Raw genomic sequence first — 25,780 nt, 5'->3', positions numbered from 1 at the left:
CCTCACCACCACCCTAGACTGGATAAAAGTAAAACTCCTCCCCGCCCTCCAACAAACCCCCGCAGAAATCACCAATTTACTGCACGGACTTGATGGCGGATACGTCCCTAGTGGTGCTTCTGGCGCACCCACACGCGGCAGGCCAGAAGTTCTCCCTACAGGCAAAAACTTTTACTCAGTAGATATTCGTGCCTTACCCACAGAAACAGCTTGGGATGTTGGTAGAAAAGCAGCCGAGAATTTAATTGAATCCTATACCCAAGAGCATGGTGAGTATCCCAAAACACTTGGATTATCTTTGTGGGGTACAGCTACGATGCGGACTGGTGGTGATGACATTGCCGAAGCTTTAGCATTGTTGGGTGTACGTCCGGTGTGGGATGGTGCAGCGCGACGAGTCGTCGATTTTGAAATTTTACCGTTATCGATTTTGGGTCGTCCCCGTGTGGATGTCACCTTAAGAATTTCTGGATTTTTCCGCGATGCTTTCCCCAACTTAATTGATTTATTTGAACAAGCAGTCATAGCAGTCGCCGCCTTAGATGAATCTCCAGCAGAAAACCCCTTGGCGGTGCAAGTTCAGCAAGATACAGAATATTGGGTAACACAAGGTTTAACAGAACAAGAAGCAACAGTGCGATCGCGTTATCGCATTTTTGGCTCCCAACCAGGGGCTTATGGTGCAGGACTCCAAGGTTTAATTGAATCGCAAAATTGGACTGATGACCAAGATTTAGCCCGCGCCTATATCAACTGGAGTTGTTACGCCTACACTAGCGCCCTTTCTACCCAAGAAAAGGGAGGACTCACAGGAATTGCTGCACCAGAAGCATTTCAGCAGCGTTTACAGCAAATGCAAATTGTCTTGCACAACCAAGACAACCGCGAACATGATTTGCTTGATTCTGATGATTATTACCAATTTCAAGGTGGTTTAACAGTTGCCGCCCGTTCTCTCCAAGGTAAAAATCCGCAAATTTACTTCGGTGATAATTCTATTCCGGCTAATCCCCGCATTCGCCAACTCAAAGAAGAAATTGCGCGGGTGTATCGTTCTCGTGTGGTTAATCCTAAGTGGATTGCCGGAGTTATGCGCCACGGTTATAAAGGTGCATTTGAAATGTCAGCAACCGTTGATTTTCTCTTCGCCTACGATGCCACAACTAAATGCGTAGAAGACCATATGTATCAAGGGATAGCAGAGTCTTATTTATTTGATACAACCATTTCAGAATTTATTCAATACAATAATCCTCATGCGTTGCGTGATATTGCTGAACGATTACTTGAAGCACACAAGCGCGGTTTATGGGAGGATGTAGATATACTGACATTAGAAAATTTAAGAAATTTAGTACATCAAGCCGAAGCAGCCATCGAAGAAAAATACATCCCAGATAAATATTAATGGTGTAGGAATGAACTATGGACAACCTTGCATATTTGCACCTAGCATTTGCCTATGAAGACTGTGAATCCAGTGACTTGGTGTTGCTGAGTGATTTGTTAGACAAAGCCTCAGCACCAGACTGGAGGAAGCTATCTGGTAAGGCTTGGAAGTATATGTTACCTCTGGCGCTTACCTTGTCTATTCTCAGTAGTGTTAATAGTGTCTTGGCTCTAGAACGAGGAGATCAAGGCCCTTCTGTGAGAAATCTGCAACAAAAGTTGCAACAAGCAGGCTTTTATCAAGCACAAATCACCCAAGTTTATGATTTTCCCACAGAAGAAGCGGTCAGACGCTTCCAAAAAGCTGCGGGTTTACCAATTGATGGTGTGATGGGAGCCACCACACTGCAAAAATTAGATAACTGGCGTAAATCATCTGCAACTAACCAAGCGAAAAAACCAACAGTTGTGCGGACAACTCAAACCACTAGAGTTGCAGCGGCTAGTACACCCGCCAAAACAACTAGAGTTGTGGCTACTAATACATCAACCAAAAAAACTACAACCCAAGCTACCAAACGCATCAATTCTCAATACCTCATGAAAGGTGATGAAGGGGAAGATGTGAGAGTTCTTCAAGAACAGTTACGGGTAGCAGGTTATTACTATGGTAATGCCACAGGTATATTTGGCCCAATTACCGAAGAATCTGTCAAACGCTTTCAAGACGCTTATAAATTAAACGTTGATGGGATTGTTGGCCCTGCAACTCTTAGCAAACTACCGGGAAGAGGTGTAGGTTTTGGTGAAGATGCCGCACCAAAACGAGCAGCTGATCGAGATAATCTTCGCATGGGCGATCGCGGTGAATCTGTCAGAGTTTTGCAAGAGCAATTAATTAAAGCCGGTTATTTACAGGGAGAACCAAATGGATACTTTGGTTCTTACACCTCAGATGCGGTACGTCGCTTTCAAACAGACAATTACTTAGCCGTCAGTGGAATTGCTGGCCCCACTACCAGAGCTAGGTTATATAGCAAGGTGAACAATGCACCAAAAAGTGACTTTAGTGTTTTAGAAATTCAACGACGGCTGCGGGATAAGGGCTTTTACAAAGGGAAACTCAACGGTGTGATGGCCGATGATACAAAAAAAGCTATTAAGCAAGCCCAAGAATTTTACGGTGTCAGTCTCAGTGATATTAGAAGCGGACGCTTTTAACATCCGCTTATATTTATCAATGTGAATCCCCAAGCCGTTACTTCCCTCCGATAACTCTGCCAATTTTAGATTTGCGATCGCGTCAGCTTGAGCGACGAAATCCAAAATATAAAATCCAAAATTGATGTGAGTACATTCCTTTAGTTATCCTGCCCCAGTGCTACAGTGGCATTAGCGCCCGTTGGCACTTGGGGCATACTGCATGAATTGTCATTTGACAGTCGAGCAGATGAAATCCTTCTTTTTGAGCAGTTTTTGCACCAATTTTTAAAATCGAATCGTTTTTAAACTCAATGGTGCTGTTGCACCGCACACAAATTAAATGATGGTGATGGTGAGGGTAAGGCTGGTTAATTTCATAATGTTTATGGCCTTCTCCCAGTTCTAATTCCCGCAAAATTCCCATCCGCGCCATCAGCTTCAATGTCCGATAGATGGTTGAGAGACTAATACCTTCACCATCGGTTTCCAAGCGATGATAAAGATCCTCTGCACTGAGGTGTTCACCTTGCGGAAGTTCTTGAAAAATGTGTAAAATTACTTCGCGCTGGGGAGTTAAACGCCAGCCTCTTTCATTTAATTCTGCTTTGAGTGAAGTAGTTGTGTAGACAGTCATACTAATTTTTCTCAACAAAGCCTATTAGTTGAGAATATAACAAATGTTGTGAGCAATTTGCAACAACTGAAGCTTATTGAGAATATTTATTAAATGCTCAAACAATGTTAATGAAACTCATAAGGCAATGTTAGGATAGCGATCGCCATCTTCAAACTATCTTGAGAAGTAGGGAAGCAGAGAGTTACTTTCCCTAGCTGCAAAAGATTACTTATAAGCTGGAGAAAGATTCTAGCCGAAGTGATCAAAGCAATTTTCCACCGAATAATAAGTCCAAAGTCAACAATCTATAGTGAGAATTTTGTTTGCTATTGACCATTGACCATTGACTTTTAACTTATTAATTAAGTCAGTGACTCTAAATAGTCACGGATGAGGTTGCGGCGCTTGGGTTGACGGAGCTTTTGCAAAGCTTTAGATTCAATTTGGCGTACTCGTTCCCGTGATAAATCAAGGGCGCGGCCGATTTCGGCCAAAGAGTAAGGATGACCATCAGCTAAACCAAACCGCATCAGAATTACATCTCGTTCGCGGCTAGTTAAATCAGCTAACAGATTTTGCAAGTCTCTTTGTAAAGATTCTCGCATTAACATTTCTTCTGGAGTCACACTATCGGTTTCCAGCAATTCGCCTAACTCTGTATCTTTGTCTTTACCAACTTTGGTTTCTAAAGAAACAGAACGAGGAACTCTCAACAACACTTCTCTGACTTGAGATGGTGTCATTTCTAATTCAATTGCCAAATCTTCTAAGGTAGGAGTCCGACCTTTTTCTTGAGCAATTTTGCGTTGCGCTTTTTTAATTTTGTTTAATTTTTCTGTAATATGAACCGGCAGGCGAATGGTGCGACTAGAAGTAGCGATCGCTCTTGTAATCCCTTGGCGAATCCACCAGTAAGCATATGTACTAAAGCGATAGCCCTTAGTTGGATCAAATTTTTCTACGGCTCTTTCTAAACCCAGAGTTCCTTCTTGGACTAAATCCAATAATTCCAAACCACGATTTTGGTATTTCTTAGCGACAGAAACCACAAGACGCAGGTTCGCCTTGATCATGTGTTCTTTGGATTGCAGTCCTTGAGATTGAATTTGCTCCAGTTCTTCTACTGTAATTTTGGCAATTTCCGCCCAACGACGTTTACCTTCTGACAAAGTTGGTTTGAGATCCGACACCTGCACACCAGCGGTAGAAGCCCATCTTTCTAAAGAAGGACGGTGGCCGAGTTCAGATGCTAAACGTTCTTGAACTTCAATCAATCGCAGATAGGGCGAAACTACAGCATCTCCTTGCTTGGCAGCATTAGCAAGTACTGTCCGCATCCGTAGGTAACGCTGAACTTTTTGAGCTTCTGAAACTTCTTCATCACGCCCCAACAACCGGACTCGGCCAATTTCCTGGAGGTATAGACGTACCAGGTCTGTGCTGCGGCGGTTATTATTTGCGCCAAAACTAGCAGGGTCAACAGAAACTATCTCCAGATCCTGGAGATCTTCGACCGACAAATCATCGTCAACCGTGAGATCTGGGTCTAAAACCTGGCGGGACTTTTGGGAATTGTAGGCGGCATCCGGGTAAAAAGATGTTGCTGGCATATCGTCTCAATGGCTCCAGGTAACAATAGATTACGGTGAGTCAGCGCTGTAGAAGGGTTTCCCCGATCTAGGCGACTGCGTTCCCCGAAGGGGTTCTGGAAATAGAACCCGAAGGGTCAGCTAATCAAAATCAACTGTTGCTATTGTTCCCGTGATTCAAGATGAAATAACACGGTAGAGGATTCCAATACAATTTTTTTTCAAAAACTGCACTAGTGTTTCCAACATTAAATGCCGAAATCCTTCGGCAGGTGAACATTTGATTGAACCAATAGCTATTCAAATCTACAGATAGGCTTTAAATTCTGAGCTACCTAGTCAGTATTTCAACTTAATAAGTGATAAATGTTACTCTGTTGAATGGGATAAACATCTTTCAGTAAAGTTATGTTTAACATCTGGTTAGTCATATCTACATGGCTTTAAAAGTAATTTCCTGACGATTTACTATTTTCTGTCTCAGGATTTTTTGGGAAATTGTGAAGTAAAACAAAGGCAGAGTTTAGACAGGCAAAGTAGGCAACCGAGGAAAAACCAATGATGAATGACCTTTAATACCAGTCAGGTTGCGACACCAATTTTGCGCGATCGCACCCTGGACATTATTCTTGTATTTTTTTGACTACAAACAAATGCAGCAGCCTCAACTCGTTACCCACTTCGGTTGAGTTTCCTATGATTTGTGATTTATAGCTGAAACCATTGTCTAATTCAGCAGAGCTTCATACTCGTCATGATTACCAATCCAGAACCAATAATAATCGTCACCCTTCTTCAAAGCTAATGCGCGATAACCACCACTAACACGCGCAGACCAAAGATTCTTGTCTACTTTTTTGAAGTGCAAAGAAGGATGCACCGGATTTTCTTGCCAAAGTTGATATGCTTTTTTTGCTTGTTCCTTCACTTCTGGAGCTAATTTTGCATACGCTTGCCAAAAGTCAGGAGTTGTGAAGGACTTCATCAAGATCCCTCACTCTGTTAGCTAGAATATCTACCTCTGCTTTAGCAATCAGCTTGTCCAACTTTCCTGACACTACATCTGTTTCAATTTGCTGATCCCACATATCATCCAAATACTCTTGTAGCCAAACAGAGAGTTGGCGAACATCACTTTCAGGTAATTGTTTGATGGCTGCTTCAAGTTCTCGCAAGGTAGCCATAATAAAAACTCATGTTTCGGGTTGAATTTATGGTATCACAATCAATTTTGTGAATAATCTCTAAATGAAAGTGTTTTAAATTACATTTCAATGTACCGCCTCAACAGGATGACTCAGCCAGCTAACTCATATTATGCTCAGGGTTATAGGTAGAGAAAGCCTAATAGAAAGTTAAATATAATCACCTTGACTCCTAACTTTTAACTTACTCAGTTATACTCTGGCTTGATGTCGCGTAACATCAGTTCATCAAGTGCTTGTTGTGGCGTAACTTCACCCTGAAGTAGCCGATAAACTTGCTCAGTAATTGGCATATAAATATTTTGCTGCTTGGCTAATTGCATCAGAACTTGGCAAGTGTTAACCCCCTCGGCGGTTCCTAGCAAATTAGCCAGAATATTTGTCAGGGTTTGACCACCAGCCATTTGATAGCCGACTTGGTAGTTACGACTTAAAGGACTATTGCAAGTGGCTAACAAATCTCCCAGACCTGACAAACCATAAAAAGTTTCCGTCTTCGCACCTAAACAATTACCGATGCGAACCATCTCTGTAAGTCCACGGGTAACTAAGGCAGCTTTGGCATTGGTTCCCAATTGTAAGCCATCACATACACCAGCGGCGATCGCCATCACATTCTTGAGCGTTCCTCCTAATTCCACACCTAGAGGATCGGAATTGGTATAAACGCGGAAACGAGGTGAAGAAAATACCAACTGCACTTTTTCTGCTGCTGTGGAGATGTTACTAGCGACTACGGTTGCAGCTGGTAATGATTGTTCAATTTCTGCTGATAAATTTGGGCCAGATAAAACCACCACTGGATGATCAGGAAATGCAGCTTGCCAAATTTGCGATGGCGTAGCGCAGGTTTGTGGATCTAACCCTTTGGTGGCTGTGACAAAAATTGTCTCTGATGAAAGGGGGTAAGATTGTACTTGCAAAGCAACAGTTCTTACCCCTTTCATAGAAATAGCTGATAGCACTATTTGAGCATCTTCGAGAACAGCTTCTAGCTTTGCTGTGCCATGACGCGACCATAGTTGTACCCTGTGACCATTAGCCTCTGCTAGATTTGCTAAAGCTGTACCCCAAGCGCCTGCACCCAAAATTGCAATGGTAGTTTCTTGCACCACTTTCAACAGTTATCAGTTAACAGTTATCAGTTATCAAGTCTACTCCCTGTTCACTGGTTACTGATAACTGATTTATCAGCACTCAGCACTTGACTGACGTGGATAACGTTTCATTAATTCCCGGACTTGTTCTGCATGATATGAGCTTCTGGTTAATGGAGAAGAAACAACTTGTAAAAATCCGATTTCTTCACCAAATGCTTGCCAAGCAGCGAATTGTTCTGGGGTAATAAATGTATCGACTTGCAAATGTTTTTGGCTGGGCTGGAGATATTGCCCAATTGTCAAAATGTCACAATCGACGGTGCGTAAGTCTTGCATGACTTGGCGGATTTCGCTATCCGTTTCGCCCAAGCCCACCATAATGCCAGATTTAGTGTATACCCAAGGTGCTATTTGCCGAGAACGCTGCAATAATTCAAGAGTGCGATCGTAGTTTCCTTGAGGACGCACCCGACGATAAAGGCGAGGAACTGTTTCTGTATTATGGTTGAGTACCTCTGGACTAGCTTGCAGAATTATCTCCAAAGCATTCCAATTGCCACACAAATCAGGAATTAATACCTCAATTGTGGTGTGAGGTGAGACACTACGCACCGCTGTAATGCACTCCACAAACTGAGAAGCACCACCATCAGGTAAATCGTCTCGGTTTACAGAAGTAATTACCACATGATTTAGCTTCATGCGGCGAACTGCTTCTGCTAATCTGGCTGGTTCTGTAGGGTCTAAAGGTTTTGGTTTTTTCTCAAAATCGATATCACAGTAAGGACAAGCACGGGTACAAGCTGGCCCCATAATCAAAAACGTGGCAGTTCCAGCATTGAAGCACTCACCAATATTCGGACAGGACGCTTCCTCGCAAACCGTATTGAGTGCTAAATCCCGCAAAATTTCTTTAACGTTACCAACGCGCTCCCATTGAGGCGCTTTTACTCGCAACCAGTCTGGCTTTTGGTTAACAGTCACAATCCGCTTTTACCACTGAAAGTTATACAAATCTAATCGTAGCAAGCAATCTATATATATAGTTGTCATTGGTCGTTTTGTCTTCTTACCTCAGAACATTAAACATCAGCTTGTTTCCAGACAACTGTGGTAATATGATATGGGCATTGCCTATTTTCGGCGGGATGTAGCGCAGCTTGGTAGCGCACTTCGTTCGGGACGAAGGGGCCGCTGGTTCGAATCCAGTCATCCCGATATTTAGTTATTAGCTTGAGTTATAACTCTGAGTAGACTGAAAAATCCGTCTCCTATTGAGGAAACCTTTTTGTTGGTTGTTGGTCTATGAAGGTGAATTATAGCCGTAGTCACTTCAATGAAGACTATGTTGATTACTTAAAGCCTTGTAGCTGATAGGTTTATACTCAGCACTTGGTTATATGTGCTTGGTGTGCAAATTTAAATAAAAAATTTTACCGTCAAGTTTAGAGATCATTCAAAAGATATATTGACTTGAGGTAAATCAATTGAAAATATGTTTGTCATTGATATATATGAGGACAGGTATGCTTTCTAGTATTTGCGTACTTGTAGTAAATTTTTGGCGATTATCATCCAAAAATTTTAATTCCTTTTGATGCAAATACCTGTAGGATAAAGAACTGAGAACAGACTCAACTTTGAGTAATGGTAATTACTTAACTACTAGTTGATGTATTAATTACTTTAATACATTATTGAATTTCTCTAGGAATATGGCATGAGTAGAGTAATTAATTAAAAATAGACAGTCAGAATATTAGACTATTTATATTACTTCACAATTGCTTTATAAAGTTAGCTATTTTTAAAACAAAGGATGAAGATATCACTTTTACGTAACAGTAATTTCCACAAGGTGTTATAAATTATTTTTAGTATAAACAATTAAAAATCAGTGATTATACTAGAAGAATGCTTACAAAATTAAGTTCATCTGAAAACCTAAGTGTAGTAGCCTCAAGAGAGCAAATCTGTTCGGAATTACAAGGAGAAGTGGTCATCCTTGATATCAAATCGGGTGCTTACTATGGACTGAATCAAGTTGGGGCTAGTATATGGAATTTCATTCAATCACCGAAGACTGTCCAAGAAATTCAAGATGCCATATTAGCAGAATATGAAGTGGCAGCAGAGGTATGTAAAGGTGATATCTCAGCTTTGCTAGAAGACTTAGCAGCTAAAGGATTGATCGAAATTAAGAATGAAGTATCTGCTTAAAACACTGCAACTAAGCAACAGCGATCGCCAACTTTTATTGAATACATTTGTTTTGCTGGGATTAGTGCGGCTAGGAATGCGCTTACTACCCTTTAATACTTTAAGAAAACTTATCAATAAAAACAGTAAGCCAAACCCCAGATTAAAGCAAATTACTTTGAACAAAATTGTTTGGGCGATAAATGTTAGCACGCGTTACACCCCTGGTGGAGCTAAATGCCTAGCGAGGGCTTTAACTTGCCAAGTGTTAATGACTCGTTATGGTTACTCACCAGAATTACGTATCGGAGTGGTCAAAGGTGCAACTGGAAACTTAGAAGCTCATGCTTGGATTGAAACTCAAGGACAAGTAGTCATTGGCTACCTTCCCGACCTCCCACGCTTTACTCCATTGCCATCCTTTTCAGGGATATAAATCATGAGTGGTATAGTTGGCATTTACAATCTAAATAGTCAGCCGGTGGAACAACAAAAGCTGGCCTTGATGGTAGATGCGATCGCTCATCGGGGGCCAGATGGCTCAGATGTATGGTGTTCTGGCTCAATTGGCTTGGGACATCAGATGCTGTGGAGTACGCCAGAATCGCTGCTAGAAAAACTACCTTTGGTTGATTGCAGTGGTGAGTTAGTCATTACAGCAGATATCCGCATAGATAACAGAGAAGAACTAATCTCTGCATTATCTATTGATAACTGCCCAGTAGAAAAAATCACAGATAGCCAGTTAGTACTGGCGGCTTACGAAAAATGGGGTGAGCAATGTCCAAAAAAATTATTGGGTGACTTTGCATTTGTAATTTGGGATCAGCGGAAGCAGACATTATTCTGTGCCAGAGATCATTTTGGCATCAAACCCTTATATTACTGCTATCAACCAGGCAAGAAATTTTACTTTGCTTCGGAAATGAAGGCGCTTTTGAGTTTACCAGAAGTGCCGAAAAAGGTGAATGAAATTGCGATCGCCAATCATTTACATCCATTTACCGAAGATAAATCTATTACTGTTTATAAAAATATCTATAGATTGCCTCCGGCTCACACAATGACCGTGAGTTACACGGGTGGATTAATATCTCACGCCTACTGGTCTTTAGAAGTGGGTGAAGAGTTAAGACTAAACTCAGATGAGGAATATGCAGCAGCTTTCCGAGAGGTGTTTACCGAAGCAGTACGTTGTCGTTTACGCAGTGCATTTCCTGTTAGTTGTCACTTGAGTGGTGGCTTAGACTCATCTTCCATTGCTTGTGTAGCCAGAGATATATTGCAAGAAAAAAACGCACAACTGCACACTTTCTCGAATATTTTTGCAGATGTTCCTGAATGTGATGAACGTCAATATATTAACCCTGTATTAAACCAGGGTGGATTTATCCCCCATTATGTCCACGCCGATCAATCAGGCCCCTTGTCGGAATGGCAAAACTATTATCAATACATGGAAGAACCCTTTATTGGGCCTAGTCATTTTCTGGTATGGGGATTAAATCGGGCTGCTCAACAAGCAGGTATTCGCATTTCCTTAGATGGTTTTGATGGTGATACAACAGTATCTCACGGGGTAACATATTTCGCCGAGTTAGCACGTCAAGGAAAGTGGGAGAAGTTTATCCAAGAAGCTCAGTCCATATCTCAACACTTTAATACCTCAGTTGCCGCCATTTTCTACAAATATGCAATTACCTATTTACAGGAGTTAGTCAAGCAGAAAAAATTGCTCACTTTTGTGCGAACTGCGTTGCAAATTAGTCAGCATTTTCGAGTTTCTCGGCGGAAATTGTTCGTCACTTACGGAATTAAACCCTTAGTTCCTCAGTATATCTTGAAGATTTGGCGATCGCTCCGTGGTCACAAACAAAATCAACCCCAAGTCACTTCTTTAATCAACCCGCAATTCGCCAAAAAAGTCGGGATAAATCCTCTAACGCCATCTCAGGAGCAAGACCAAAATCCAGCCATCACAGTGAGAGAGGAACAATGTCGTACCTTAAACTCCGCCTTGTTCACCACAGTACTGGAATTGGGCGACCTCTGTTCTGCTGCATTTTCTTTAGAGTCGCGTCATCCCTTTATGGATAAACGCTTGATTGAATTTTGCCTCTCTTTACCACCAGAACAAAAGCTTAATCAAGGATGGTCTCGTTTAGTTATGCGGAGAGGTTTAGAAGGCATTCTGCCCCAAGAAGTGCAGTGGCGTGGTGGCAAAACCAACATGACACCCAACTTCCAGCGAGGGTTGTTGCATTTTGATCGGCATCTGTTAGATGAAGTAATTACCAATGATGCCAATAATCTTCAAGAATTTGTGGATCTAAACACACTCCGCAGATTTTACAACAATCTTATATCTACAACAGAGGATGCAAATGATGATTCTACAATTCCAGTTTGGAAAGCCGTAACACTTGCTCTTTGGCTAAATCATAACCAAATAAACCATAAGTCGGACTAGGGGTAGTGCATTTTTAGCCTGCTCCTACCTAGGCTGAATTGGTGAATATCGCAAAGCCAATATCTAGTCCAGCAAGAAATAAACAAAAACAACAGGAGACCTAACAATGAAAAAAGCTTACGAAGCTCCTCAACTCACAAACTACGGTAGTGTTCAAAACATTACCAATGCTTTTGGTAGCGCAGGTGGAAGAGATACCTTCCTAATTGGAAGTAATCCTACTCCTGTTCCTGGTTCAACTATTGGACTCAGCGGTTCCCAAAATGGGGTACTCATTCCCAACTAGGATAAAGGACGATGAAACAATACCAATTCGGTAATTTGTTACACTCGCTCTTTGGCTAAATCATCACCAAATAAACCATAGGTCTGACTAGGGGCAGTGCATTTTTAGCCTGCTCCTACCTAGACTGAATTGGGGAGGATCTCCAAACCAATATTGATAGCAAATTACTGAAAAATGCACTAGCTATAAGGCTTTGAGTAATCAATATTGATGACCTACCCTAAATGAATACGGCTAGATATTCCCGCAAAAGATAAACAAAGCAAGCAAGAGGCAGAAAATATGAAAAAAGCTTACGAAGCGCCAGAAATAATGAATTACGGTAATGTTCAAGATGTTACTAATGCTTTTGGTGACGATGGTTCGGCTGATACTTTCCAAGTCGGGAATAATACGTTTCCTGGTTCAGTACTAGGGCTGAGTGGTTCTGCGGGTGATGGAATACTCATTCCTATACGTAACGGCCGAGGAAGATAAATATTTAATACTTGCTCTTTAGCTAAATCATACCCAAGATTAAACCATAAGTCGGACTAGGGGCAGTGCAGTTTCAGCCTGCTCCTACCTAGACTGATTTGGTGAATGTTTCAAAGCCAATATCTAGTTTAGTAATAAATAAACAAAACCAACAGGAGACCTAAACAATGAAAAAATCTTACGAAGCTCCCAAATTAACAAACTACGGTAGTGTTGAAGACGTTACCCATGCTTTTGGTACACCAGGAAGAGAGGATACTTTCCAAGTCGGCAATCAAACTTTCCCCGGCTCAAGCGTAGGAAGAAGTGGTTCCCAAGATGGGGTACTTGTTCCCCTTCCAAGATAAAAATCTAGCTGAGTTATAGGTGTAATAGTAAATATAAGGTATTACTATTACACCCAAATATACTCCAGAGCTAGGATAAGCTTCAGTAGTCCTAGAAAATAGAGCTTTTTAGGACTACTGCAAAACTTAAATGAAATGTTTGGAAACATCAGGAAATAACTTTCCTGATGGCTTCCTTTATTACAGATTGTCAGAGCTTTGTCAATTCAAAAATATTAATAAAATTGAGTTTTGCATAACCAAAAATAGTTTTTCAGTAGTCATCGAGTAATATTTTAGATGTACGTTTACACAGCATATAACTTAGGCATTCACTCCGAATTACCCCTACCTGAGCTCATCCCCAGCGATAAACCAGCAGATGTAGTTATCCGCTTGGGTAAGCTAAATGAACCACAACAAAAGCGTAGTGATGGTGGTAACTACCTATTAGCTACAATTGCTGAATTCGGTATGGTGTTAGTGAAAGACGGTAAAGAAATTGTCATTGACCCCAACCCTGGTATTGATGAGGCAATAATCCGGACTTTTCTGCTGGGTGTGATTATTTGTGTATTACTAAGGCAGAGGGGTTTGTTAGTACTTCATGCTAGTAGTGTAGTCATTGATGGTAGTGCTGTGGCCTTTATGGCTGACTCAGGTTTTGGTAAGTCAACTTTAGCAGAATGTTTTCATGCTCACGGCTACAGTATTTTGACTGATGATGTTTTGGCAATTCAAGTCGGTGGAAAACAACCGCTAGTAATTCCTGGGTTTCCGCAAATAAAGCTATGGCCAGATGCGGTGGCTTCTTTTGGCCATGTACCAGAAAGCTTACCTTTACTAAATTCCCAAACGGTGAAGCGTGTTCATCGATTGCAAGACGGCTTCTTTCAACAATCTGTACCTCTGCAAAAAATTTATGTTTTAGCTTGGGGAACTCACTCAGAAATAGTTCCTTTAGAAGCAAAACAAAGCTTTGGTGAATTAGTCCGCCATTCCAGAGAAATGCAAGCCTTGACTGCACCAGAATTCCTCAAAGAACATTTTAGGCAATGTATGAGTGTAGTTCAACAAGTGCCGATTTATAGTTTACGACGGCAACGTTCGTTAGCGGCACTGCCTGATTTGGTGAAGTTAGTAGAAAATGAACTTGTTCAAGGGAACCTATCTCCCGTTACAATCTAAAGTTTAAGAAATTAAATTTAGTGCGATCGCCATTTTAAATATGCAACTAGGCAAAAAAATTCGAGATAAGCTGCAAAATACTCTGCGACTTTTGCCGGCATTGCGTTTAGTATGGCAAAGTAGCCCTGGTTGGACGATCGCCCGTGTAGTCTTACTGACTATTCAAGGTATCTTACCAGTAGTCTCAATTTATCTCTCGAAACTCATTATCGATGCCGTAGCTGCTAACGTGAGCCTAGCAGACAAAGCATTAGCATTTCGTAACGTCTTAATTTTAATCGTTATAGCTGGTGGAGTGACTTTATTAACTACTCTGGCTAACTCCTTAACAGAACTAGTCACCACTGCCCATTCTCAACGGGTGACTGACTATATGCAAGGAATTATTAACGCTAAATCTATTGAAGCTGACCTAGAGTACTACGAAAATTCCTTATATTACGATACCTTACAAAGAGCGCAACAAGAAGCACCTTATCGACCACCACAAATTCTCAATCGTTTAGCACAGATTGGGCAAAATAGTATTTCCCTAGTAGCAATGATTGGGTTGTTACTAACACTCCACTGGGGAATTTTGGGTGTTTTATTTGTGGCTGCGTTACCTGCAATGTTAGTGCGCGTCAAATATAGCCGTATTATGTATGATTGGCAGCGCAAATGGACACCGATGCAACGCCAAGGTTTTTATTTGGCTTGGATGCTGACATCAGACCAATTTGCGAAAGAAATTCGCTTATTTGATTTAGGTCACTACTTTAGTAATTGGTATCTCCGCATCCGCAGACAAATCTATAAAGAAAGTCTGAAAATTTTTACCCGCCGCTTTATTGCTAACTTTGCAGCCGAGGCGATCGCTGGTATTCTTATATTTGCTATTTATGCTTTAATTATCTATCAAGCTATCAACGGAGTTCTACGTTTGGGTGATTTGGTGCTTTATTATCAAGCACTACAACGAGGACAGAACGATATTAAAAGTTTATTAGCCAACATTTCGGCACTTTACGAAGATAATTTATTTTTAGGTAATCTTTACGAGTTTCTTGACCTCAAACCCAGATTGGTTGATTCAGTAAATCCCAAACCAATACCGCGACCAATGCAGACAGGTATTGTGTTTAATGATGTGAGTTTTCAATATTCCACTACAACCCGCCAAGCACTACATAATATTAACTTAAACATTAAACCAGGAGAAGTAGTAGCACTAGTTGGTGAAAATGGTTCGGGAAAAACGACTTTAATTAAATTGCTGTGTCGCTTGTATGATCCAACCGCTGGTAGCATCACTATTGATGGTGTTGATATCAGAGACTATAAAATTGCCGAATTACGCCGTGACATCAGCGTGATTTTTCAAGACTATGCTAAATATAACTTTACTGCTCAAGAAAATATTTGGTTAGCTAATATTGAATTGCCCGCTCATCGAGAAAGTATTATGACGGCGGCGCGTCGTTCTGGTGCAGATGATGTAATTACTAAATTACCCAAAGGTTATGACACAATTTTGGGTAAATTATTTGACCAAGGAGAAGAATTAAGTGTTGGTCAGTGGCAAAAAATAGCCTTGGCGCGGGCGTTTTTAAGAGATTCTCAGTTAATAGTTTTAGATGAACCGACTAGTGCAATGGATCCAAAAGCGGAATATGAAGTGTTTGAAAAATTCCGTCAACTGATCCAAAATCAAGCGGCGATTTTAATTAGCCATCGCTTGTCTACTGTCAAAATGGCCGATCGCATTTACGTTATGGAAAACGGCACAATTGTCGAAAGTGGTACTCATAATGAACTGATCCAACTAGGTAGTAGTTATGCTTATTTATATGAAACCCAAGCCAAGCAATATCGTTAGTGATGTGCGAAGTTCTAACTGACACTTCAGGCTTTCTCTACTAGCTTTCCATCAAAATCAAACGTATGGGGTCTAAACGTACATACCAAGGGAAAGGTTTGTCTTTAATCTGCACCCATTTCTCTTTGAAGACCTCGGCTTGCAGATGATAGTCTTGGGGATTATTGGGAGGAGTATGTAGTTTGAAAAATAATGTCATTCGATGAGGTGTTTCACTGGTTCGCACTAGCCAACAGGGAAAAGTATTAACTTGAGTTGAATCAGAGGAAAAGATCAGTTGATGAGCGCGAATCCCGACGTGAGATAGTTCGTCAGGAATTGGTTGGACAACTTCGAGGTGACAACCCCAATCCAGTGCTTGTATTCGTTGGGTTCCTTGAGACACAGCGCGAGAAAAGTTTTTACAGCCAGTTAATTGAGCCACACTCACACTAGCAGGATGCTCGAAAATATCATATTTGGAACCGTAATGTACGGCTTGACCATGTTCTAATACCAATAAGTTTGGACAAACTCGATAAGCTTCATCCATATTATGAGTCACAAATAAAGCCACACCTGGGTAATCTGCCAAAGTTTCGGTCATCTGCTGTTCTAATTGATTACGCAGATGAGTATCGAGGGCGGAAAAAGGTTCATCTAATAGTAAGGCTTCTGGTTGACTGGCTAAGGCTCTAGCTAATGCTACCCGTTGTTGTTGACCGCCGGAAAGTTGATGTGGATAGCGATCGCCTAATCCTGATAATTGCATTGCTATGAGTTGTTCTTCGATTTGTACGCGCATACTTGACGCAGATAATCCATGAGGTAAACCAAAAGCAATATTTTCCCCCACAGTCATATTCGGGAACAGGGCATAATTTTGGACTAAAAAACCAATGCGGCGATCGCGGCTAGGTAAATTAATTCCCTTTTCAGAATCAAACAAAACTCTCCCATTCAAAACTATTCGCCCTCTAGTTGGCGTTTCGATTCCCGTAATGCACCGCAGAATCATACTTTTACCTGCGCCGGAACCACCCAACAATCCTAGTGGTTGTTCGTTGGTACTAAAGGAAACTTGCAAATGAAAACTGGGCAATTTTTTTTCAATATCTACCAACAGTCCGACTTCAGAAGTTGGTGTAGATAAAGTAGCAGATTCCGCCACGCGTCTTTCTTGTCTTCTTGTCCCGACATCCTTGCGTCGCCCTTTACCTCTGGTTTCTTGCCAAAAATTAACCGCAAAAATCCCTGATAAAGAAATTACCATAATAGCGATCGCCCAGAACCAAGCTTCATCCATTGCGCCTGCTTCCACAGCGAAATAAATCGCCATTGGAATCGTCTGGGTTTGTCCAGGAATATTCCCAGCCAGCATTAACGTTGCACCAAATTCACCCAACGCACGGGCAAAAGCCAAAGTCGTCGCAGCTAAAATTCCTGGTAAGGCTAAAGGTAAACTAATTCGCCAAAAAATGGTTGATTCACTTGCGCCTAGAGTTCTCGCCACCCGTAACAAATTACCATCAATTTGTGCAAAAGCTCCCAGTGCAGTTTTATACATAAGTGGGAAGGAAACCACCGTCGCGGCGATCGCTGCACCATACCAAGTAAAAACAATCGTCAAATCAAAAGGCTCCATGAGTTTCCCCACAGGCCCATTCTTGCCAAAAAATAACAGCAACAAAAAGCCGACAACAGTCGGGGGTAAAATCAGTGGGGCAACAAAGATACTCTCAATTAAAGATTTGGCTTTACCGCGATAACTAAGCATCCAATAAGCCGCAGCTATGCCAATAAAAAAAGTAATAAATGTTGCTAATAATGAAGTTTTTAGCGATATCCAAAGCGGTGATAAATCTTGTGGCATAGTTTATCAAATATCTATTTTTTATCTAAATATAAAATTCTGATATAGCAGTCCTAAATGAGAAACAAACTAATCTTTTTCCTATTCCCTGTTCCCTTTCTTGACGAGTAAATTTGTAAATCAAATAGAATTGCTATATCAATTTCCTACTACAGCAAATTCTTGTTTTTTAAACACATTTTTAGCTTGATTACTACTAGATAAAAATTGCTCAAAATCCTTGGCAACATCAATATTTTTACTGCTTTTAAGTACTGCGATCGGATATAAAATAGGGGAATGACTATTTTCTGGTGCAGTAGTGATGATTTTGACTTTTGCAGTACTTTTGGCATCAGAAAGATAAACTAAACCTGCACTAGCATTACCTGACTCTACATAATTTAGAGCTTGACGTACATCTTTAGCGTAAACAACTTTATTTTTAATTTTGTCAGCAATTTTTAACGAAGTCAGAACTTGTTGAGCATATTGTCCCGCAGGTACACTTTTTGGTTCACCTAAAGCAATTTTCTTGACACGAGGCGAAGTTAAATCTGGAAAATCTGATATATTTGTAGAGTTTTGTGGAGCAATTAAAACTAATTGATTGGTTAATAAATTCCTCTTTGTACCATCAACTAATAAACCTTTTTGATCAAGTGCATCTATTTGTTTAGTCGCGGCGGAGATGAAAACATCAACTTTTGCACCTTGTTCAATTTGCTGCTGCAAAGCACCAGAGGAACCAAAATTGTATGTTAGGTTAACGCTTGGTTTTACTTGGTTGTAAATTGGTTTGATCGCTGTGAGTGCGTCCTTGAGACTAGCTGCGGCTGAGATGGTTAAAAAAGTAGTTTGGGATGTTGGACTAGCAGTTATCGCCGAGTTGGGTGTATTTGTTTGATTACAGCCAATAACTAACAAGCAAGCAAAAAATAACCAACAAGTAAAAGCTAAAATGCGTTGAGGACTCATTTCCAGTTTTTAATTCATCTGTTATTTACCAACCTAACACGAGAAAAGTTGGTAAGTAACAGTAAATTATTTAAATACACAAAAAATATTTGATTTCTGAAAAATCAGTGAACGTGGGCTTCGTCACCCGCCTTGAACTCAAGTTCAAGGCTAATAACTCAAGTCTACTTAAGTAGACTCAAAAAGTTGGGGTATATTTTAGTCATCTGAAGATGACTTTTGCTATGAGCAAGGAACTTGAGTTCCTTGCAGGATGTGAGTTTTACCTTAAATTGACACAATTCCCACTCTTCACTCCCTACTTCCGCCCTACACTAATCAATTTGGAAATCAAATCGGATTCCCATAGCAGATCAAAACTTTACTATAGCTTGGCTGCAAATAAAAAGCCCCCAGCTTTTGCCAGGGGTATCTATCTCTATCAGCATCAACCTATTCCTACAACAATGAGAATCGCATTTGTTGGAATTTATTGCATCCGCGTTGATGCGATTATTGCATAAGACACATTTAATTATTGCAAAAATAGTGTCAAAGATGTCAGCGATCGCAGCAAATTTCCCAAAAAAAAGGCTTAACCACAGGTTAAGCCGAAAAATGTCCTAGTGCTTAAGCAGACATCCGTGATTAATGTAAACGTACTAGCTTGACAGTTCATCTTCCTAAAGGAAGTCATTTATACTTTGGAGAAAAAACTTGAGAAAAATGACACATCGCGTTAAGCTTCCTTAGCGTAACTGCACGCTGTGACATCAGGCGATGACAAATCAACACTCCCCAAAAATTCCTAACTACACTTGGAATCGTCCCATCGGCTTAGGCTGGGACAAACCTTATACAGTCCGCTATGCCAGTAATATTGATGATGGCCCTTGGCATGGGATGCCGTTGGGTGGTTTTGGTGCAGGTTGCATCGGGCGTTCTTCGAGGGGAGATTTTAACCTGTGGCACATCGATGGCGGTGAACATATCTTTAAAAATGTGCCGGTTTGTCAATTCAGTGTGTTTGAGTCTCATGGCACAACTTCTCAAGCCTACGCTTTATCTACTACATTACCAGAAGAGAATAGTCTCAATGCTTGGCAATGGTATCCAGCAAGTAGTGAGTCAACTTCTACTGGGACATATCATGCTTTATATCCGCGTAGTTGGTTTGTGTATGAAAATGTGTTTCAAGCACAGCTAACTTGTGAACAGTTTTCGCCGATTTGGGCAAATAATTACCAAGAAACGAGTTATCCGGTGGCGGTGTTTTTGTGGAAGGCGCATAACCCCAGCAATGCACCGATTACTCTCAGCATTATGTTGACTTGGGAAAATATGGTGGGCTGGTTTACTAATGCGTTGAAGTCGCCGGAAGTGCAGATACGCGATGATGGTAGTCCAGTTTATGAATATCAGCCACGCTGGGGTGAAAGTCAGGGTAATTACAATCAGGTAGTGGAAAATTCGGAATATTTTGGTTGCTTTTTAGGCAGGGTGGGAATTACTCAACCTGTACAAGAAGGTGATGGGAGTTGGTGTATTGCCACCTTGAAACATCCTCAAGTGGAAGTTTTTCACCACAGTAAATGGCATCTTGAAGGTACGGGTGAGGAGATATGGCAAAGCTTTGCGGCTGATGGTTCTTTACCTAATTATCTAGATACCAATCCAGCAGGAGAAAATCAACGTCTAGGAAGTGCGATCGCAGTTCGCTTCACTCTCCAACCAGGGGAAACTTTAGAAATTCCCTTTGTCTTGACTTGGGATTTCCCGGTAACAGAATTTGCTGCGGGAGTGAATTATTACCGTAGATATACAGATTTCTTCGGTAAAGACGGGAATCAAGCCTGGGAAATTGCGACTACTGCCTTAGCAAATTATCCAACTTGGCGATCGCAAATTCAAAGTTGGCAAGCGCCAATTCTCAACCGCGAAGATTTGCCACATTGGTTCAAAATGGCGCTATTTAACGAATTATACGACTTAACTAGTGGTGGTACTCTCTGGAGTGCAGCATCAGAAATCGATCCTATCGGCCAATTTGCGGTGCTGGAATGTTTGGATTACCGCTGGTATGAAAGTTTAGATGTGCGGTTATATGGTTCCTTTGGCTTGCTGCTACTATTCCCCGAATTAGAAAAGTCGGTGATGCGGGCGTTTGCACGGGGAATTCCCCAAAGTGATGACCATCAACGGATTATTGGCTATTACTATACCATTGGTGCAGATACAACAACCGCCACCCGTAAAGTTGCTGGTGCTACACCCCACGATTTAGGCGCACCCAATGAACACGTTTGGGAGAAGACGAATTACACCTGTTATCAAGACTGTAATTTGTGGAAGGATTTAAGCTGTGATTTTGTCTTGCAAGTTTACCGCGATTATTTGCTGACGGGTGCTGATGATGTGGAGTTTTTAGCAGATTGTTGGGATGCAATTGTCCAAACTCTGGATTATTTGAAAACTTTCGACAAAGATGGCGATGGAATTCCAGAGAACTCTGGCGCACCAGATCAAACTTTTGATGATTGGCGGTTGTTGGGGGTGAGTGCTTATTGTGGTGGTTTGTGGTTGGCGGCTTTGGAGGCGGCGATCGCAATTAGTGATATTTTAATAACTAACCGCCAAGGCGCAGAGGGCGCGGAGAAAGAGAAACAGAAGTCTATTTATGAGGGATGGTTAGCGCAATCTCGTCCTATCTATGAGGAAAAGTTGTGGAATGGACAATATTACAGGTTAGATAGTGAGAGTTGTTCTGCTGTGGTGATGGCAGATCAATTGTGTGGGCAATTTTATGCCAGATTACTAGAACTACCCGATATTGTACCGAGCGATCGCGCTTTATCTGCCCTGAAGACTGTTTATGATGCTTGCTTTTTGAAGTTCCAAAATGGTGAATTTGGTGCGGCGAATGGTGTGCTTCCCGATGGTTCACCAGAAAACCCCAAAGCCACCCATCCTTTAGAAGTTTGGACAGGAATCAATTTTGGATTAGCAGCGTTTCTGGTACAAATGGGAATGCAGGATGAAGCGTTGCGGCTAACACAAGCTGTAGTCGAGCAAGTTTATAACAATGGCTTGCAATTCCGCACACCCGAAGCCATTACCGCCGCCGGGACTTTCCGCGCCAGTACTTATCTCCGGGCGATGGCTATTTGGGGTATTTATTTAGTGATGAGTAAATAGTAGAAAATGTTGTGCTGAGGATGAAGCTTGGAGTTGAGATAAAGTAATTCCAAGCTTTTTCATTAATACAATTCTTTCCCAGAAAAACAGACTTCTGATTATTTTTTCCTAAAATATAACTTTATCTAATATTTGATATCAGTTATTTATATCTTTTTAAAGTTTTATTGACATAGTTAGGGAGTATTCTAAAAATTAATGTCATGAAATCATGACTTTTTAAAAGTATTTCAGTTTCTGTCTCCCTAAATAAAATATATGTAAATTCTTACCTAACATTTATTGAGAGAAAAGCAACATTTTGGATTAAGGCTAGTTTCTTTTATTTTTCCTAATTAACCATGAAAAGTTTTTTATCGAAAAGACAAATTAATCATACATATATCAAAAATTTTTACTATAAATTACTACACGGCTACTGGTTTAAAATTCGTGCAAGTAGACGCTCCGTTACTTTAGATATTCCTCATCACAAACATATTTTTTGGAGTTGGTGCGGGAGTTTTTTTGGCATAGCTTTAACAGCTTACCTTTCTGTTAAAACTAATTCTCCTTTACTAATTGCTCCTTTTGGTGCTACTAGCGTTTTGATTTTTGGTGTACCTGATAGTCCTTTGGCTCAACCGCGGAATGTCATTGGTGGTAATTGTTTGGCGGCTATTGTCAGCCTGATTGTGCTGCATCTTTTTGGTTCAGAACCTTGGGCAATGGGAATGGCTGTTGCTACTGCTATTGGAATAATGCAATTAACTGCTACTTTGCATCCACCTTCAGGTGCAGTTGTATTAGTTGTAATGATGACTAAAGCTCCTTGGCATTTTCTGTTCACACCTGTATTAGAAGGTTCTATTATCCTTGTATTATGTGCTGTTATTTTTAATAATCTAGCCAAGGAGAGGACTTATCCCAAGTACTGGCTATAAAAGTTCGTCAATCCGACTCCCATATTCATAAGTAATCCATACTCATAGATAAAAAAGACACGAAATTTCGTGTCTTTACAGCAAATCTTCTCGACTGAATTGTTTAAGTTTCCAAGACTTCTCGCAATAAAGAAGCCAATTTATCGGCACTATCAGGAACTGCGATCGCTTTGGCATTTTCCCTCATTTTGGTTAACTCGGCGGGATTTTGCAATAACTGTAAAACTTGAGTTTGCAATTTTTCGGCTGTTAACTCTGATTGTTTATCTGTAATTGCTGCACCAGCTTTGGTAAATACATCTGCGTTGTAAGATTGATGATCTTCCGCTGCAAAAGGGTAAGGGATCAAAATTGCCGGTGTGCCACACACGGCTAATTCTGTTAAGCTACCAGCACCAGAACGACTAATTGCTAAAGTTGCACGTCGCAACAGCGCCGCCATATTGTCATAAAAGGGTAACTCTATATATTGGGGATGTTTAAAAATCCCGGCATCGGGATCGCGATCGCCTGTTAAATGCACAATATAAGCACCAATATCTAACCAAGCACTTGCCGCTTGACGAACGAATTTATTCACAGCCACTGCGCCTTGACTACCACCAAAAACCACAATTAACGGCGCATTATCGGGGATAGCTAAATCTAGCGGGGGAATTTCTGCCGCTAAAAATTGCGATCGCACTGGTGTACCAACACAGACATTTTTCGCTTTGGGTAAATACTTAGCTGCTGCTGCAAACCCCAGCGCCATTGCATTGCACCAAGGGCCAAAAAAGCATGTCACTTTTCCTGGTAAAGCGTTAGATTCGTGAAAAACTACAGGTAAACCCAAAGAACGCGCCGCAATCACCGCAGGCCCTGCAATATAACCGCCTGTCGTAAACACGCCCTGAAATTTGCCCTGTTTGAGAATTCGTCGAACTTCTATAATCGAACCAATGAGTTTAACCAAAATCTTTAGAGATGCGAGTCCGAAACCTTGCTGGAACCCTTCAACTGGAATAGTATTCAAGGGGTACTGTTTGGGAACAAGTTGCGTTTCTAGTCGATTCGGCACACCCAACCATTCAATTTCATAGTCTGGCAGTTTTTCTGCCAGTGCGATCGCTGGAAACAAATGTCCACCAGTCCCACTGGCAGCTATGAGTAATTTTATCGGTGCGTTTGTCATCAAACCTCTACCGTTTAGCGCCTAGCTTCATTAAGATAAAACAATTTCCCTACGTTCATGAATAAAATCAGTAAACTGTTACCAATGACTAACATTATTGCTGTATTCCTCCAACGCCAACCGAGATTTTCTGCTCCAAGTTGGCTGTTATTATCGCTGCTGACACTGGGTTTAACTAGCAGTTTACACACTGTGCAAGCTGCCACTCCCCAAAATGCCCCCGCAGCAATAAACAATTTACTAACACAAATTGATACAGCTGCTAGTAAAGGTAATTCTAAAGCAGTACTCCAATTCTATAGTCCTAATTTTACCAATGGAGATGGGTTAAACCGGACAAACCTAGAAAAAGCACTGCTGACTCTGTGGAAACAATATCCCCAATTACGCTACACCACAAAGCTACAATCTTGGAAATCTGAAGGTAATACCATTGTTGCCGAAACAGTAACTAACATTTCTAGCGCCCCATCAACTAACGCTAATAACTTAGCCCTGAATGCTACAGTTACATCCCGCCAACGAATTGCCGGTGGAAAAATTATCAGTCAAGACATCTTAGGGGAACGTACCCTAATTACCTCTGGTAATCAACCACCTCAACTTGATTTCAAATTACCCCAGCAAGTGAAAGTTGGACAGCCGTATAGTGTTGATGTAATTGTTAAAGAACCTTTAGGGGATGATTTTCTGTTAGGAACAGCAGTGGAAGAACCCGTTACAGTCGAAAAATATCTCAATCCTTCAACCTTAGATCTGCAATTACTCACATCCGGGGGAATCTTTAAAGTCGGACGCGCACCCGCAACTGCTGGTAGCCACTGGATTTCGGCGGTAATTGTTCGGGGTGAAGGGATCACAATGGTGACTCAACGTTTGCGAGTAGTGAAATGAAGTATGAAGAATAGAGGATGATATATCATCCTCTATTCTTCGTTTTGGTCAATAGTTCAGAATTATTGGACAATAAACTCTTGACCATTGACTCTTGACTAACAATGATTTCCCTACAAAATCAAATTGTGTTAATTACTGGTGCAAGCAGTGGAATTGGGACTGCTTGTGCCAAAGTTTTTGCTGGTGCTGGTGCAAGGTTGATCTTAGCAGCGCGACGACTGGAACGCTTGCAAGAGTTAGCCGATACCCTTAATCAAGAGTTTGGCACAGCAACTCATTTATTACAGCTAGATGTGCGCGATCGCCCTGCGGTAGAATCTACTATTACTAATCTGCCTGCCGACTGGTCGAATATAGATATTCTCATCAACAACGCTGGTTTAAGTCGCGGTTTAGATAAGCTGTATGAAGGCGACTTTCAAGACTGGGAAGAAATGATAGATACCAATATTAAAGGTTTGCTGTACCTCAGTCGTTATGTTGTTCCAGGGATGGTAAAACGCGGTCGTGGTCATATCGTCAACCTTGGTTCCATCGCCGGACATCAAACTTACCCAGGGGGAAATGTCTACTGTGCAACAAAAGCGGCTGTCAAAGCAATTTCCGAAGGCTTGAAACAAGACCTGTTGGGTACTCCCATACGTGTAACTTCCGTTGATCCTGGGATGGTGGAAACAGAATTTAGTGAAGTGCGGTTTCATGGCGATGGGGAACGCGCCAAGCGGGTGTATCAAGGTGTAAATCCCTTAACTCCTGATGATATCGCTGATGTGATCTTTTTCTGCACCACGCGATCGCCCCATGTCAATATTAACGAAGTCATACTCATGCCTGTAGATCAAGCTAGTGCTACTCTCGTTCATCGGCATAATTAAAGTATTCTTGATGGCTACAGCC

Annotated in this window: 23 protein-coding genes and 1 tRNA gene; 15 read left to right on the top strand and 9 right to left on the bottom strand. The window is 41.3% G+C overall.

The genetic code is table 11. The features are described from left to right. Together IQ244_RS02575 and IQ244_RS02570 are read left to right on the top strand one after the other, a co-directional pair. Nucleotides 1-1,408, top strand: a 1,408-nt coding sequence (locus IQ244_RS02575; protein WP_193889494.1) for a cobaltochelatase subunit CobN, incomplete at its 5' end; no start/stop codon positions are given. Nucleotides 1,409-1,425: 17 nt separating this feature from the next. Next, nucleotides 1,426-2,610 (top strand): peptidoglycan-binding protein, encoded by a 1,185-nt coding sequence (locus IQ244_RS02570; protein WP_193889493.1) that lies wholly within the window; start codon nucleotides 1,426-1,428, stop codon nucleotides 2,608-2,610. Between the two features lie 160 nt (nucleotides 2,611-2,770). Here the strand turns inward: IQ244_RS02570 and IQ244_RS02565 are convergent, their stop codons facing one another. The 6 genes from IQ244_RS02565 to lipA all read right to left on the bottom strand — a co-directional run bounded on the left by IQ244_RS02565 (nucleotide 2,771) and on the right by lipA (nucleotide 8,086). After that, entirely contained in the window at nucleotides 2,771-3,226 is a 456-nt protein-coding gene (locus tag IQ244_RS02565) for a Fur family transcriptional regulator (protein ID WP_015115240.1), read from the bottom strand. 344 nt (nucleotides 3,227-3,570) lie between these two features. After that, on the bottom strand, nucleotides 3,571-4,818 hold the full coding sequence (gene sigC, locus IQ244_RS02560; protein ID WP_193889492.1) for an RNA polymerase sigma factor SigC: 1,248 nt from the start codon (nucleotides 4,816-4,818) through the stop codon (nucleotides 3,571-3,573). A 706-nt stretch (nucleotides 4,819-5,524) separates the two neighbouring features. Beyond that, the gene (locus IQ244_RS02555; RefSeq protein ID WP_193889491.1) at nucleotides 5,525-5,782 is read right to left on the bottom strand and encodes a type II toxin-antitoxin system RelE family toxin; all 258 of its coding nucleotides are present in this window, start codon (nucleotides 5,780-5,782) and stop codon (nucleotides 5,525-5,527) included. Then, nucleotides 5,760-5,981, bottom strand: coding sequence for a hypothetical protein (locus IQ244_RS02550; protein ID WP_193889490.1), 222 nt, complete (start codon nucleotides 5,979-5,981; stop codon nucleotides 5,760-5,762). Before IQ244_RS02550 ends, IQ244_RS02555 begins: the two co-directional genes overlap by 23 nt. A 209-nt stretch (nucleotides 5,982-6,190) precedes the next feature. Next, nucleotides 6,191-7,114 carry an NAD(P)H-dependent glycerol-3-phosphate dehydrogenase gene (locus IQ244_RS02545; protein ID WP_193889526.1) on the bottom strand — a complete coding sequence of 308 codons (924 nt, stop codon included), beginning with the start codon at nucleotides 7,112-7,114 and terminating at the stop codon, nucleotides 6,191-6,193. Between the two features lie 78 nt (nucleotides 7,115-7,192). Further along, the gene (lipA, locus tag IQ244_RS02540; protein ID WP_193889489.1) at nucleotides 7,193-8,086 is read right to left on the bottom strand and encodes a lipoyl synthase; all 894 of its coding nucleotides are present in this window, start codon (nucleotides 8,084-8,086) and stop codon (nucleotides 7,193-7,195) included. Between the two features lie 160 nt (nucleotides 8,087-8,246). On the opposite strand from lipA, the gene IQ244_RS02535 reads away from it, so the two are divergent. The 9 genes from IQ244_RS02535 to IQ244_RS02495 all read left to right on the top strand — a co-directional run bounded on the left by IQ244_RS02535 (nucleotide 8,247) and on the right by IQ244_RS02495 (nucleotide 15,906). After that, nucleotides 8,247-8,320: transfer RNA gene (locus IQ244_RS02535), tRNA-Pro, on the top strand. A 696-nt stretch (nucleotides 8,321-9,016) separates the two neighbouring features. Beyond that, nucleotides 9,017-9,322 carry a PqqD family protein gene (locus IQ244_RS02530; RefSeq protein WP_193889488.1) on the top strand — a complete coding sequence of 102 codons (306 nt, stop codon included), beginning with the start codon at nucleotides 9,017-9,019 and terminating at the stop codon, nucleotides 9,320-9,322. Next, nucleotides 9,306-9,737, top strand: coding sequence for a lasso peptide biosynthesis B2 protein (locus tag IQ244_RS02525; RefSeq protein WP_193889487.1), 432 nt, complete (start codon nucleotides 9,306-9,308; stop codon nucleotides 9,735-9,737). Before IQ244_RS02530 ends, IQ244_RS02525 begins: the two co-directional genes overlap by 17 nt. A 3-nt stretch (nucleotides 9,738-9,740) precedes the next feature. Continuing rightward, nucleotides 9,741-11,771, top strand: coding sequence for a lasso peptide isopeptide bond-forming cyclase (locus tag IQ244_RS02520; protein WP_193889486.1), 2,031 nt, complete (start codon nucleotides 9,741-9,743; stop codon nucleotides 11,769-11,771). A 106-nt stretch (nucleotides 11,772-11,877) separates the two neighbouring features. After that, nucleotides 11,878-12,057, top strand: a complete 180-nt coding sequence (locus IQ244_RS02515; RefSeq protein WP_015115233.1) for a lasso peptide — start codon at nucleotides 11,878-11,880, stop codon at nucleotides 12,055-12,057. A gap of 282 nt (nucleotides 12,058-12,339) precedes the next feature. After that, a complete protein-coding gene (locus IQ244_RS02510; protein WP_193889485.1) occupies nucleotides 12,340-12,534 on the top strand; it encodes a lasso peptide in 195 nt (64 codons plus the stop codon). 167 nt (nucleotides 12,535-12,701) lie between these two features. After that, nucleotides 12,702-12,881, top strand: a complete 180-nt coding sequence (locus IQ244_RS02505) for a lasso peptide (protein WP_193889484.1) — start codon at nucleotides 12,702-12,704, stop codon at nucleotides 12,879-12,881. Nucleotides 12,882-13,160: 279 nt separating this feature from the next. Then, a complete protein-coding gene (locus IQ244_RS02500) occupies nucleotides 13,161-14,048 on the top strand; it encodes a serine kinase (RefSeq protein WP_193889483.1) in 888 nt (295 codons plus the stop codon). A gap of 40 nt (nucleotides 14,049-14,088) precedes the next feature. Next, a complete protein-coding gene (locus tag IQ244_RS02495) occupies nucleotides 14,089-15,906 on the top strand; it encodes an ABC transporter ATP-binding protein (protein WP_193889482.1) in 1,818 nt (605 codons plus the stop codon). A gap of 40 nt (nucleotides 15,907-15,946) precedes the next feature. On the opposite strand, the gene modB is transcribed toward IQ244_RS02495, so the two are convergent. Further along, nucleotides 15,947-17,758: a molybdate ABC transporter permease subunit gene (gene modB, locus IQ244_RS02490; protein WP_193889481.1), complete on the bottom strand. Its 1,812-nt coding sequence runs from the start codon at nucleotides 17,756-17,758 to the stop codon at nucleotides 15,947-15,949. 138 nt (nucleotides 17,759-17,896) lie between these two features. Next, nucleotides 17,897-18,715 (bottom strand): molybdate ABC transporter substrate-binding protein, encoded by an 819-nt coding sequence (gene modA, locus IQ244_RS02485; protein WP_193889480.1) that lies wholly within the window; start codon nucleotides 18,713-18,715, stop codon nucleotides 17,897-17,899. Nucleotides 18,716-19,474: 759 nt separating this feature from the next. On the opposite strand from modA, the gene IQ244_RS02480 reads away from it, so the two are divergent. Next, nucleotides 19,475-21,889, top strand: a complete 2,415-nt coding sequence (locus tag IQ244_RS02480) for a GH116 family glycosyl hydrolase (protein WP_193889479.1) — start codon at nucleotides 19,475-19,477, stop codon at nucleotides 21,887-21,889. Between the two features lie 341 nt (nucleotides 21,890-22,230). After that, the gene (locus IQ244_RS02475) at nucleotides 22,231-22,812 is read left to right on the top strand and encodes an HPP family protein (RefSeq protein ID WP_193889478.1); all 582 of its coding nucleotides are present in this window, start codon (nucleotides 22,231-22,233) and stop codon (nucleotides 22,810-22,812) included. A gap of 103 nt (nucleotides 22,813-22,915) precedes the next feature. Here IQ244_RS02475 and murG read toward each other — a convergent pair whose 3' ends face one another. After that, nucleotides 22,916-23,986, bottom strand: coding sequence for an undecaprenyldiphospho-muramoylpentapeptide beta-N-acetylglucosaminyltransferase (gene murG / locus IQ244_RS02470; RefSeq protein ID WP_193889477.1), 1,071 nt, complete (start codon nucleotides 23,984-23,986; stop codon nucleotides 22,916-22,918). Between the two features lie 84 nt (nucleotides 23,987-24,070). On the opposite strand from murG, the gene IQ244_RS02465 reads away from it, so the two are divergent. Together IQ244_RS02465 and IQ244_RS02460 are read left to right on the top strand one after the other, a co-directional pair. Then, nucleotides 24,071-24,880 (top strand): nuclear transport factor 2 family protein, encoded by an 810-nt coding sequence (locus IQ244_RS02465; protein WP_193889476.1) that lies wholly within the window; start codon nucleotides 24,071-24,073, stop codon nucleotides 24,878-24,880. Between the two features lie 104 nt (nucleotides 24,881-24,984). Further along, a complete protein-coding gene (locus tag IQ244_RS02460; RefSeq protein WP_193889475.1) occupies nucleotides 24,985-25,758 on the top strand; it encodes an SDR family oxidoreductase in 774 nt (257 codons plus the stop codon). Nucleotides 25,759-25,780: the final 22 nt, after the last annotated feature.

This window comes from Nostoc sp. LEGE 06077, from assembly GCF_015207705.1.
In the GTDB taxonomy this organism is placed as follows: domain Bacteria; phylum Cyanobacteriota; class Cyanobacteriia; order Cyanobacteriales; family Nostocaceae; genus Nostoc_B.
Note: the sequence above shows the minus strand (reverse complement) of the source record. Positions and strands in the feature narration are given on the sequence as shown.

What these genes read in the sequence shown, in the direction of transcription:
- IQ244_RS02475 (WP_193889478.1), top strand. Translation starts at nt 22,231, where the DNA reads ATGAAAAGTTTTTTATCGAAAAGACAAATTAATCATACATATATCAAA.
- sigC (WP_193889492.1), bottom strand. Translation starts at nt 4,818, where the DNA reads ATGCCAGCAACATCTTTTTACCCGGATGCCGCCTACAATTCCCAAAAG.
- IQ244_RS02465 (WP_193889476.1), top strand. Translation starts at nt 24,071, where the DNA reads ATGACTAACATTATTGCTGTATTCCTCCAACGCCAACCGAGATTTTCT.
- IQ244_RS02500 (WP_193889483.1), top strand. Translation starts at nt 13,161, where the DNA reads ATGTACGTTTACACAGCATATAACTTAGGCATTCACTCCGAATTACCC.
- IQ244_RS02495 (WP_193889482.1), top strand. Translation starts at nt 14,089, where the DNA reads ATGCAACTAGGCAAAAAAATTCGAGATAAGCTGCAAAATACTCTGCGA.
- IQ244_RS02565 (WP_015115240.1), bottom strand. Translation starts at nt 3,226, where the DNA reads ATGACTGTCTACACAACTACTTCACTCAAAGCAGAATTAAATGAAAGA.
- IQ244_RS02570 (WP_193889493.1), top strand. Translation starts at nt 1,426, where the DNA reads ATGGACAACCTTGCATATTTGCACCTAGCATTTGCCTATGAAGACTGT.
- modB (WP_193889481.1), bottom strand. Translation starts at nt 17,758, where the DNA reads ATGCCACAAGATTTATCACCGCTTTGGATATCGCTAAAAACTTCATTA.
- IQ244_RS02515 (WP_015115233.1), top strand. Translation starts at nt 11,878, where the DNA reads ATGAAAAAAGCTTACGAAGCTCCTCAACTCACAAACTACGGTAGTGTT.
- IQ244_RS02550 (WP_193889490.1), bottom strand. Translation starts at nt 5,981, where the DNA reads ATGGCTACCTTGCGAGAACTTGAAGCAGCCATCAAACAATTACCTGAA.
- IQ244_RS02520 (WP_193889486.1), top strand. Translation starts at nt 9,741, where the DNA reads ATGAGTGGTATAGTTGGCATTTACAATCTAAATAGTCAGCCGGTGGAA.
- IQ244_RS02530 (WP_193889488.1), top strand. Translation starts at nt 9,017, where the DNA reads ATGCTTACAAAATTAAGTTCATCTGAAAACCTAAGTGTAGTAGCCTCA.
- IQ244_RS02505 (WP_193889484.1), top strand. Translation starts at nt 12,702, where the DNA reads ATGAAAAAATCTTACGAAGCTCCCAAATTAACAAACTACGGTAGTGTT.
- IQ244_RS02460 (WP_193889475.1), top strand. Translation starts at nt 24,985, where the DNA reads ATGATTTCCCTACAAAATCAAATTGTGTTAATTACTGGTGCAAGCAGT.
- modA (WP_193889480.1), bottom strand. Translation starts at nt 18,715, where the DNA reads ATGAGTCCTCAACGCATTTTAGCTTTTACTTGTTGGTTATTTTTTGCT.
- murG (WP_193889477.1), bottom strand. Translation starts at nt 23,986, where the DNA reads ATGACAAACGCACCGATAAAATTACTCATAGCTGCCAGTGGGACTGGT.
- IQ244_RS02510 (WP_193889485.1), top strand. Translation starts at nt 12,340, where the DNA reads ATGAAAAAAGCTTACGAAGCGCCAGAAATAATGAATTACGGTAATGTT.
- IQ244_RS02525 (WP_193889487.1), top strand. Translation starts at nt 9,306, where the DNA reads ATGAAGTATCTGCTTAAAACACTGCAACTAAGCAACAGCGATCGCCAA.
- IQ244_RS02555 (WP_193889491.1), bottom strand. Translation starts at nt 5,782, where the DNA reads ATGAAGTCCTTCACAACTCCTGACTTTTGGCAAGCGTATGCAAAATTA.
- IQ244_RS02480 (WP_193889479.1), top strand. Translation starts at nt 19,475, where the DNA reads ATGACAAATCAACACTCCCCAAAAATTCCTAACTACACTTGGAATCGT.